The sequence below is a fragment of the Arthrobacter sp. Hiyo1 genome (genome assembly GCF_001263615.2).
Lineage (GTDB): Bacteria > Actinomycetota > Actinomycetes > Actinomycetales > Micrococcaceae > Arthrobacter.
In genome coordinates this window covers 86,036-94,657 of record NZ_DF952477.1, presented here as the reverse complement: position 1 = coordinate 94,657, position 8,622 = coordinate 86,036, and the positions used below count along the sequence as shown (strand labels likewise).

Genomic DNA, 8,622 nt, shown 5'->3' with positions numbered 1-8,622 from the left:
CTTCACGGAGAGTACGACGGCGACCCCTCCGGAGCGCTGCTCTTCCCTGCCGCGGTGCTCACCGATATTGCGTTTGACGACGCTGCCGTGACCGAGGAAATCTTCGGTCCGGTAGTCGCGGTCCTGCAGGTCCCCGATTACGAGGCCGGACTCGCCGCCATCAATGATTCCCGCTATGGCCTCACCGCAGGCATTTGCACCGACTCTCTGGCCTTGGCCACGGATTTCGCCGCACGCGCGCAGGCGGGCGTGATCAAGGTCAACCGTCCCACGGCCGGCCTGGACTTGAACGTGCCGTTCGGTGGCGTGAAGGACTCCTCCACCAACACCTTCCGCGAGCAGGGCAAGTCCGCACTGGACGTCTTCACGTGGGGCAAGACCGTTTACACCGGTGTGTAGCGCGTCATGACCTATGTGATCGCGCAGCCCTGCGTGGACGTCAAGGATAAAGCCTGCATCGACGAATGCCCTGTGGATTGCATCTACGAAGGCGAACGCTCGCTCTACATCCACCCCTCCGAATGTGTGGACTGCGGCGCCTGCGATCCCGTCTGCCCGGTGGAGGCGATCTACTATTCAGACGATGTCCCGGATGAGTGGGCAGATTATGTCCGGGCCAACGTCGAGTTCTTCGAGGAACTCGGATCCCCGCAAGGAGCCTCGGCGCTGGGAAACCTGGGCCGGGACCACCCGGTGGTTTCAGCGGCACACGTCCCGGGCTGACGTTAGGCGGCCAGCCTGGCCTGGATCGCCCGTCGAAGCGACTCCAGGCTGGGCAGGCCCCTTAAGCCATCGGCCGTACGGTAGACGCGACACGCCATAGCCGGTTCCGCGGTGGACGGGTAGAGGTCAGTTCCGTCCACCATGAACGTCGGGGATCCGTGGAATCCGGCCATTTCCGCCTCTTTGTCGCTCACAATCTCCCTGACCGAAATCAAGGCCGGGTTGTTCCCTTCCAGCTCCACGGCCCGGGAGAAAAGTTCGCGGGCCGCCGAGCTGTGGGGACAATCCTGGATGGTGAGCAATTCGAAATCCATGACCCCATTATCCGGCTTTGACCTGTCCGGCTCACAGCAGGTCGGCGTGATGCTCTGCGACGACGTTCGGATGGGCCCGAAGCCGGTACCGGAGGGCGTTGTCCCCGTAGGTTTCCAGAATCGGACTGTTTGTCGGGTCAACGGACAAGCCACGGGCTTTTGCCTGGAACTCAGGGCTCACGGCAAGCTGTGGCATGGTCGCGTCCAGTGCGGGGTTGTAGAAGAAGGGAAGCGAAATCCGGTCCGTGCCTCGAAGGGGTGAGATGACCCGGTGCAGGGTGGCCTTGAGGTAGCCATTGGTGGCCAGTTCCAGCATTTCGCCGATATTGACCACGAAAGTCCCCGGCACTTGTGGGGCGTCGATCCATTTCCCCTGGTACTCGACCTGGAGACCGCCTTTCCCGGGCTCAACCAGGAGAAGCGTGAGCACTCCCCCGTCACGGTGGGATCCTACGCCCTGCTTGGGTTCCGGGTTCGACTCCCCCGGATATCTCACAATTTTGAGGACAGGGAAAGCGCGCTCGGTGAATGCCGCATCAAAAGTGTCCTCGGGTGCTCCGAGCGAAACTGCCAGTGCCCGTAGCAACGCAAGCGAGATGGTACTCAGCCGTTCGGTCCATTCCGAGACAATGTCCCGCATCTCGGGCAACGCCTCCGGCCACAGGTTGGGCCCCTCCAGGCGCCAATATTCGGCAATGCCAGGGCCCGGCTCAACAGCATCGCGCTCGACGCCGATGTCGATCTGCTCGCGCCAGTCGATCCCGCCGTCGGTGAGCTCGCCACCAACGCGGGTGTAACCGCGGAACTGGGGGCTGTGGACATTCTCGATCGCGAGCTTTTCCTCTTCCGGCAGCTCGAAAAAGCGGCGCGACACGTCGAGAATCGCGTCCGTCAACTCCTGCGGGATGCCGTGGCCGGCTAGGTAGAGGAAGCCAACCTCATGCATGGCATCTCGCAGTTCGTCACGGAATCGTGCGGCTTCTTCCGGGCCTGCATCCAGACGGGAGAAATCGATCACGGGCAATGTATCGAGAGTCAATGCACTTCGTCCTTTTCATCGAGTGTCGCCGTCGTGTTCATCGAGTGTCGCCGTCGTGCGGATGATCCCTACGCTTCAGTTCGGCTGTTTGGGACGCCACACGCCGAAACGGTTGCCGTGCGGGTCCAGGAGGTGCGCGAACTCGATCGCGCCGTTGTCAACGAACGGAATGGCTACGCTTGCACCGAGAGACTCGGCCCTGGCGATCGCGGCTTTGACGTCGTCAACCTGGACGTAGAAGATCGCCCACGACGTTCCCTCGAGCGAGGTCGTGTCCCACAGCCCGCCCTTGTCGCCATTCACCATCTGGTAGCTGGCAGGAGAGGACTCACCGAAACTCCAGTCGAAGAGCGAGCCGTAGAAGGCCTGCGTGCCCTCCGGATCGGGGGAACCGACTTCGAAGTAGTTCACTATGGAGGCCAAAACTGTTTCCTTTCCACTTCCCTCGCTGATAGTCGGAAGCCGCCCGCGAGACCTGGGGGCGGCCTTTTCGAATGGTTAGGGCATGACCTTGTAGAGATCGACGACGGTCTCTTCCGGGGGTGACTCGAATCCACCCGCGATGCCCGCCTGCATGCGGGGCATGAGAATGCTGTCGCGGAATTTCTCCCAACTTTCTTTCGACTCGTGGACGGCCATGATCGTCCAACCGCCCGCCGACGGGCCTGCTGCGTGGAAAGTCTGGCCCTCGGGCAAGAGCCCCTCTCCTGGGTGAACAGCGGCTATTGACGCCTCGTATTGGTCCTTGGTGCCTCCCGGGAAGAAGTGCACCACTCCGTACGGCTCCATATCTGCTCCTTGCTGGTGTGGATGGGTGTGGACATGCCAAGCAATAGACCCCGCCGCCCGGGATGTCAATGAGTTTTCAAAAGCGGGATCCACCTCCGGGATTCAGGTCCAGAATTCGTCTGCCTTGGCCGTGTCCTCGAAGAATTCCCGGCCCTCTACGACCTTTCCGTCGCGGAGAACAAAGGAAATGGCAGTTGCAATATCCAAGGTTTTTCCATCGTTTTCTGCGCGGCTTTGCTGGAGCCCGACGGTGTGGCTTTCTCCACCGACGATGTCCTGGACCGCGGCTTGGAAGGTACCCTGGGAACGTGCTCCCAGCTCGCCGAAATAGGCCAGAATGGCGTCGCGTCCTTGCTTAGTGCCGGACAGCACGCCATTCCCAGCTGCGTACCAGACTGCGTCCTCAGCGAACAACTCGCTGAGTGCCGCCAGATCACCCGTGTTAAAGGCCTCATATCCCCGCCGGACCAATTCGGCGTTTTCTGTAGCTCCCATGTTCGGATACCTCTCCGTCATCCTCGTAGGTCAATGGGACGGCTTAAGGCTATTCCTGGGCAGGGTGCCTGTCGATGGGAAAGAGCTTGAGTTGGGCGACCACGCGAACGCCCGCCGCCGGCGATTCGGTGGCAAGCTTGACCACAAGGGGCCGCACCTGGATGGAGGGTAAGCCGTGATTGATACCGCTGAAGCCGTTCTTCACGACGGCACGACGATTCCCATCGCCATCCACGGAAACGGACGCGCCTGATGGTTCCGGCCCGTTTCGCCCCTTATCCGCCGGAGGAAGCCGAAACGATGCGCCGGTGGGGCGCAGATCCGGATCTGGGACCCAATCTTGTGAACGGACTCGCGCGATCCCACCGCGTCATCGTCGCCGATTATGAAAGCCACCGGATGGCCCACCCCGCACCGGACACCCTTACTCCACGGAATGTCACGGCTGATCTCCTTGCCATCGCCGATGCCGCTGATGCCGGCAGCTTCGCCTATTACGGCTACTCCTGGCTGGCACTTTGTGGCTTGCAACTAGCAATCCGCACTGACCGGCTCTGGGCGCTAGTGATGGGCGGCTTCCCACCCCTCGATGGACCCTACGAGAGCATGTTGGCGGTCACGCGAGCAGCACATTCCATGTCCACACAATCTGCCGACGTCGTTCCTTCACCGACCGCCGACGTTGAGCCTGGAGACTGGGATTCGGTGCCCGTTCAAACGAACAAAGCACAAACCCGACAATTCGTCACTCTCTACGAGGCCCTTCAAGACTTCGACGATTCCGCCGCCGAAGTCCAGCCGGGTTTGCCCCGCCTTGCCTTCGCAGGATCGGACGATCTGATCGATTACGGCCCGGCATGGGGCAACGTTCATGTAAAGATCGGCGAGCCCCTGACGACACACAAGCAAGAACTCATTGACTCCGGTTGGGATGTCCACGTGCTTCCTGGCCTTGATCACATCGGAGCGATGCGTAGCTCCGTCGTCTTGCCGCTCCTGACGGACTGGCTCCGGAAGGTCGGCTAGGCTGCGCCCTCTTGAGACAGGTCCGGGCCGGTGGGACGATGAAGCGGTGAATCCCTTCCTCGAATTCGTCAGCCACAACTGGTGGCTGATCTTTCCGCTGAGCGGATTGGCTGGCGGGTGGGCGCGGTCCTGGTCCAGGGCCAGCGAAAGGCGGCACCGCCGTCGGGTGGAGCTCTATCAGCTCAAGAACCGCGCGGCGGAAGCGGAGCACGCCAGCCAGGCCGAGGTGGTGCGGCTGCAAGAAGCACACGACGCCGTGAACAGGCGATGGCTCGAATACGAACTCGACATCGCTAAGCTCATCGATTTTCCGGTCATGTCCGATGTCCGCGAACCGCTCACCGTGGAATTTCTTCGGGCCAAGCGGGATGCTGACGGTCTGCGTCCGGCAACTCCGGGAGAAATCACGACGGCGGCCCGGCTGGCTGAGTATCGCGCGGCCGTCCGGAGCTTCGAGCTGGCGTTCGATGTGGCGGAACGGGAAGCCAAGCGCATCAAGGACAGCAACTTCACCGAGCCCGAGCGCCAGCGGCTGGCGACCGCCAGGAAGCTGCTGAGGATCGCTTCTGACAGTGCAGCGACGCCGGCGGAGCGACAGACCGCCTACAAGCGCGCCCGGCGCGAATTGGATGGGCTGATTGTCCTGCCCGAAGCGACCATCGCCGCCCTGGAAGAGAAGATCGCTGGAATACTCGACGCCCCAAAGGCTCCGGACTTCCATCAAAGCTGAGAGGAACCGATCTCAGTGTTTCAAGCGATGGATGATCACATACTTGTGGTGCTTCCGGTGTCGAGTCTTGGAACGACGTGGAGTCAGACCTAGAGGGGGTAACCCAAGGGCTTTCCGCCTGGCTGAGAGCCGAATATTTGCGTAAATCAGGAAGAAGATGAAGCCCAGCGATGGGATGAGCAGCACGAATATCCACGGTAAATTGCCCACGGCGCGCCTCCTATGCTCAGTCTCCGACCCGGCACAGCCGTCGTCAAGATTGCGCTATTAAGTGGTGGACGCCGCGTCGGCTGAGACAAAGGGCTATCCACGGGACCATGCTAGGCGTAGCTTTTTTCTCATCCCGGCACGTCTAACTTGGCCCGCAGCCGGTACCTACCAGGAGGTCATCATGGACAACCTATTCGGACGCGGCGGACTTGGAGTACCGGAGCCGCTCCGACGCTTCCTTCAAGGCGAATCCGACCCTTCGCTCCGCATCGAGCAGTACCAAGAGGGGGACACGCTCGTTGTCAGGGTGGATCTGCCTGGAATCGACCCCGAGACCGACGTCGATATCAGCATTGCCGACGACACCCTGCATATCGAGGCGCGGCGCGAAGAGGATGCCGAACACGTTGACAAGAAGGGCTACCGCACCGAGCTCCGTTACGGCGAACGGTCCCGAAGCATCCCGCTGCCCCGCGGAGTGAGCCAAGACGGCATCGTCGCGACGTATGAGGATGGCGTCCTGGAAATCCGCATCCAGCTCCCCGAACAGTCAGAGCCGCAGACCACGAAGATCCGCGTTGTCCGTACGGCTGGCCACGAAGCCAGTCAGTCTCCGGAGGAGCCGGGGAACTAGCCCAGCCGAGGACGCGGGCCTAAGGGCCTCCGTCCCGCCCGTTGAGTCGCCGCACTTTCTGAAGCAGGCGGGCCGGTCCTTTGCCTTGGGGCGCAGGCGCCTCCGGGGCCGTATCGGGCATTGCGAAGACAGCGATGACTGTGAGCGCGGCGCTCACGAGCACGGCAAGAAACACTGCAGCAGACGCCAAGACAACCGCCTGCGAATTCTTCCCGCCACCGGGGCTGCCGGCGTAGATCGCATTAGCCACGGCGCCGAAAACGGCGACGCCAAGAGAACTGCCGATGGATCGCGCGAAAAGGTTGGTGCCCGTCACCACTCCGCGCTCGTGCCATTCGACGCTGGACTGGGCGGCGATCAGGCTCGGGGTTGCCAGAAGCCCAAGCCCAAGTCCCGCGACAAAGCAGCTGCCCGCGACGAGCACCAGGTTCGGTGTGTAGGCCGTCACGGCGAGGGCCGCCGAACCGATGAGGGTGACGGTGATCCCGATCAACGCTGTTGCCCGGAAGCCGATCCGTAGATAGAAACGGCCCGACTGAGAAGCACTGATGGGCCAGCCGATGGTCAAGGCTGCCAATGACAGGCCCGCAGCCAATGGCGACACCGAAAGCGCACCTTGAAGGAAGGTCGGAACGTAAGAAGTGAGGCCAAGCACGATTGCTCCGGCCCCGAAGGAGATCAGGGCGGTCGTGGCGAGAAGGCGCCTCGAAACCACCCACGGCGGAAGGACAGGCTCAGCTGCTCGTCGCTCGACCAGGACGAAGGCAACGAGTAACACTGCACCAAGGGCGAACACCGCGATGCTGATCGGAGAATCCCAGGCCCATGCCTGTCCACCCTCCAAAGCCCCGAGGATGGTCAAGGTCAACGTGACCGTGAGAAGGACGGCTCCCAGATAGTCGACGTGGTGCTTTACCCGTTCGATGTTCTCCTGGAATTTTTGAACCAGCATCCACGCCGCCACGAGGCACAGCGGAATGTTGACCAGGAAGATTCCGCGCCACACTCCAAGCGAAGCGAACACGCCGCCCAGTGTTGGGCCGACAACCGACGAGGTGGCCCACACGCTGGCCAGGTAGCCTTGCACCTTTGCACGCTCGGCGAGGGTGTAGATATCGCCGGCGATGGTAATGGCCACCGGGAGGACCGCGCCGGCACCCAAGCCCTGAACCACGCGGAAGGCAATGAGCGCAGGCATGCTCCACGCCAAGCCGCAGAGGATCGATCCGATCAGGAAGAGTCCAATCCCGGTGAGAATGATCGGCTTGCGACCTGCCATGTCGGAAAGTTTCGCGTACACCGGAACCGAAACGGCCTGTGCGAGCAGGTAGGCGGAGAAAAGCCACGGGAACGAGGCAAACCCGCCGATTTCATGCACAATCGAAGGCACCGCAGTCGCCACAATGGTGGCATCGATCGCGACAAGGCCGCTCGAGAGCATCAGGGCTATGAGTATCGGGCCCCGCTTGGATCGGAAGCCTACGCCGTCGCTTTCAGTTGCCATCTCCGGGCCTGTCTTTCCCCTATGCCGCGGCGTATCCTAATTACGTTCCCGGCACCGGCCTCGGCCGGCATTCTTGTCTGCACCCACCATTTTTCCCTGCACCCACTTAGTTAGGCGCCATCCATGGAGATGAACATCAGGGACCACTGGGACATGCTCAGCCCCGAAACGCGGCATTGGCTAATCGACAACCCTGGATGCGTGGTCTTGCCGCGGACCCTCACGGAGATACTCCATAAGGAAACCGGCATCACCCCGGATGCCGACCAGCACAGCCAGGTCAGCCTCTCCCCCGAGGATCTGAGGTTCCTCCGGGCCAAGTCTGAAGAAAACACGGTCCGGCCGACGTAATCGATGCCAGGGCACTCGACTGCGTCAGTCGTCGTCGTCATCCGCTGGCACCGGTGGTTTGGCCGCCTCGCGTAGCGGTCCCACTGCGCCGTTCGCGCCGTAGTCCCCCTCCGCGTACTGGCCGATTTCCGACTCTGCTGTGCGCCCCGGAACTGTTCCTGCGTCACCGAGGTCGGCTTTTGCGTAGCGCCCGGATTCCTTGGCTTTCCCACCCAAGGGTTCGGGCAAGCCGCCTTGGCTGCCCGCCGCTCCGTAGTCTCCTTCGCTGTATTGGCCTTCTTCGTCTTCGGAGTGCCGCCCGGGTTCCGTTCCCGTCTTGCCGTACTCCCCCTCGACGTAACGGCCCCTGAGTTCCGGTTCCTCGCGAGCTCCACTTGTCTCATCTTCAGTGGGTTCTTCGACGCCGCTGCTGTCGGACATGATCTTGCCTTTCCCGCAACCAACCTTGCGTCTCTTCGGCGCCCCTTAAGTTTATCGAGGGGTTTTGCGGCACAACAGGGCGCTGGACCTAGGGACTCTGAAGTGCCAGTTTTGGTTCGTAGCTTTCGAGCCCGACGCTTGCCCTCACGAGTGCCCGCAGTTCCGCCAATCTTCCGTTGATGGCTCCTGCCGCCCGGGCCTGGATCAGGACGTTTCCGAGGGCCGTGGCTTCGACCGGACCTGCTATCACGGTCTTGCCGGTGGCGTCCGCGGTGAGCTGGCACAACAGCCTGTTTTGCGAGCCGCGCCCACGATGTGGACCACTGACGTCCGCTTTCCGGACAGTTCTTCGGCGCGCGCCAGGGTCCTGGCGTAGGCGGCGGCGAG

General features: G+C 62.1%; 13 protein-coding genes and 1 pseudogene. 6 read left to right on the top strand and 8 right to left on the bottom strand.

Annotated elements, in window-relative coordinates; all coding sequences use genetic code 11:
- On the top strand, positions 1–399 hold a 399-nt coding region (locus AHiyo1_RS21835; RefSeq protein ID WP_113990739.1), incomplete at its 5' end, for an aldehyde dehydrogenase family protein.
- 6 nt (positions 400–405) lie between these two features.
- Positions 406–723, top strand: coding sequence for a ferredoxin (fdxA, locus tag AHiyo1_RS21830; protein ID WP_059389976.1), 318 nt, complete (start codon positions 406–408; stop codon positions 721–723).
- 2 nt (positions 724–725) lie between these two features.
- On the opposite strand, the gene AHiyo1_RS21825 is transcribed toward fdxA, so the two are convergent.
- The 5 genes from AHiyo1_RS21825 to AHiyo1_RS21805 all read right to left on the bottom strand — a co-directional run bounded on the left by AHiyo1_RS21825 (position 726) and on the right by AHiyo1_RS21805 (position 3,360).
- Complete coding sequence (locus AHiyo1_RS21825; RefSeq protein WP_059389975.1) at positions 726–1,037, bottom strand: hypothetical protein; 312 nt, start codon at positions 1,035–1,037, stop codon at positions 726–728.
- 31 nt (positions 1,038–1,068) lie between these two features.
- Positions 1,069–2,076 (bottom strand): isopenicillin N synthase family dioxygenase, encoded by a 1,008-nt coding sequence (locus AHiyo1_RS21820; protein WP_059389974.1) that lies wholly within the window; start codon positions 2,074–2,076, stop codon positions 1,069–1,071.
- Between the two features lie 75 nt (positions 2,077–2,151).
- On the bottom strand, positions 2,152–2,499 hold the full coding sequence (locus tag AHiyo1_RS21815) for a VOC family protein (RefSeq protein WP_059389973.1): 348 nt from the start codon (positions 2,497–2,499) through the stop codon (positions 2,152–2,154).
- Between the two features lie 75 nt (positions 2,500–2,574).
- On the bottom strand, positions 2,575–2,865 hold the full coding sequence (locus tag AHiyo1_RS21810; RefSeq protein ID WP_059389972.1) for a hypothetical protein: 291 nt from the start codon (positions 2,863–2,865) through the stop codon (positions 2,575–2,577).
- Between the two features lie 102 nt (positions 2,866–2,967).
- Positions 2,968–3,360, bottom strand: coding sequence for a nuclear transport factor 2 family protein (locus AHiyo1_RS21805; protein WP_059389978.1), 393 nt, complete (start codon positions 3,358–3,360; stop codon positions 2,968–2,970).
- A 252-nt stretch (positions 3,361–3,612) separates the two neighbouring features.
- Between AHiyo1_RS21805 and AHiyo1_RS21800 the strand changes: the two genes are divergently transcribed.
- From AHiyo1_RS21800 to AHiyo1_RS21790, 3 genes are all read left to right on the top strand, one after another.
- Positions 3,613–4,386 (top strand): alpha/beta hydrolase, encoded by a 774-nt coding sequence (locus tag AHiyo1_RS21800; RefSeq protein ID WP_253257551.1) that lies wholly within the window; start codon positions 3,613–3,615, stop codon positions 4,384–4,386.
- A gap of 46 nt (positions 4,387–4,432) precedes the next feature.
- Positions 4,433–5,116, top strand: a complete 684-nt coding sequence (locus AHiyo1_RS21795) for a hypothetical protein (protein WP_059389971.1) — start codon at positions 4,433–4,435, stop codon at positions 5,114–5,116.
- A 391-nt stretch (positions 5,117–5,507) separates the two neighbouring features.
- Positions 5,508–5,960 (top strand): Hsp20/alpha crystallin family protein, encoded by a 453-nt coding sequence (locus AHiyo1_RS21790; RefSeq protein WP_059389970.1) that lies wholly within the window; start codon positions 5,508–5,510, stop codon positions 5,958–5,960.
- A gap of 19 nt (positions 5,961–5,979) precedes the next feature.
- On the opposite strand, the gene AHiyo1_RS21785 is transcribed toward AHiyo1_RS21790, so the two are convergent.
- Entirely contained in the window at positions 5,980–7,464 is a 1,485-nt protein-coding gene (locus tag AHiyo1_RS21785) for an MFS transporter (RefSeq protein WP_059389969.1), read from the bottom strand.
- A 123-nt stretch (positions 7,465–7,587) separates the two neighbouring features.
- On the opposite strand from AHiyo1_RS21785, the gene AHiyo1_RS21780 reads away from it, so the two are divergent.
- Positions 7,588–7,815 carry a hypothetical protein gene (locus tag AHiyo1_RS21780; RefSeq protein WP_253257550.1) on the top strand — a complete coding sequence of 76 codons (228 nt, stop codon included), beginning with the start codon at positions 7,588–7,590 and terminating at the stop codon, positions 7,813–7,815.
- Between the two features lie 24 nt (positions 7,816–7,839).
- On the opposite strand, the gene AHiyo1_RS21775 is transcribed toward AHiyo1_RS21780, so the two are convergent.
- Together AHiyo1_RS21775 and AHiyo1_RS21770 are read right to left on the bottom strand one after the other, a co-directional pair.
- Positions 7,840–8,235: a hypothetical protein gene (locus AHiyo1_RS21775; RefSeq protein WP_059389968.1), complete on the bottom strand. Its 396-nt coding sequence runs from the start codon at positions 8,233–8,235 to the stop codon at positions 7,840–7,842.
- Positions 8,236–8,323: 88 nt separating this feature from the next.
- Positions 8,324–8,622, bottom strand: a pseudogene (locus tag AHiyo1_RS21770) (FGGY-family carbohydrate kinase); the annotation flags it as partial.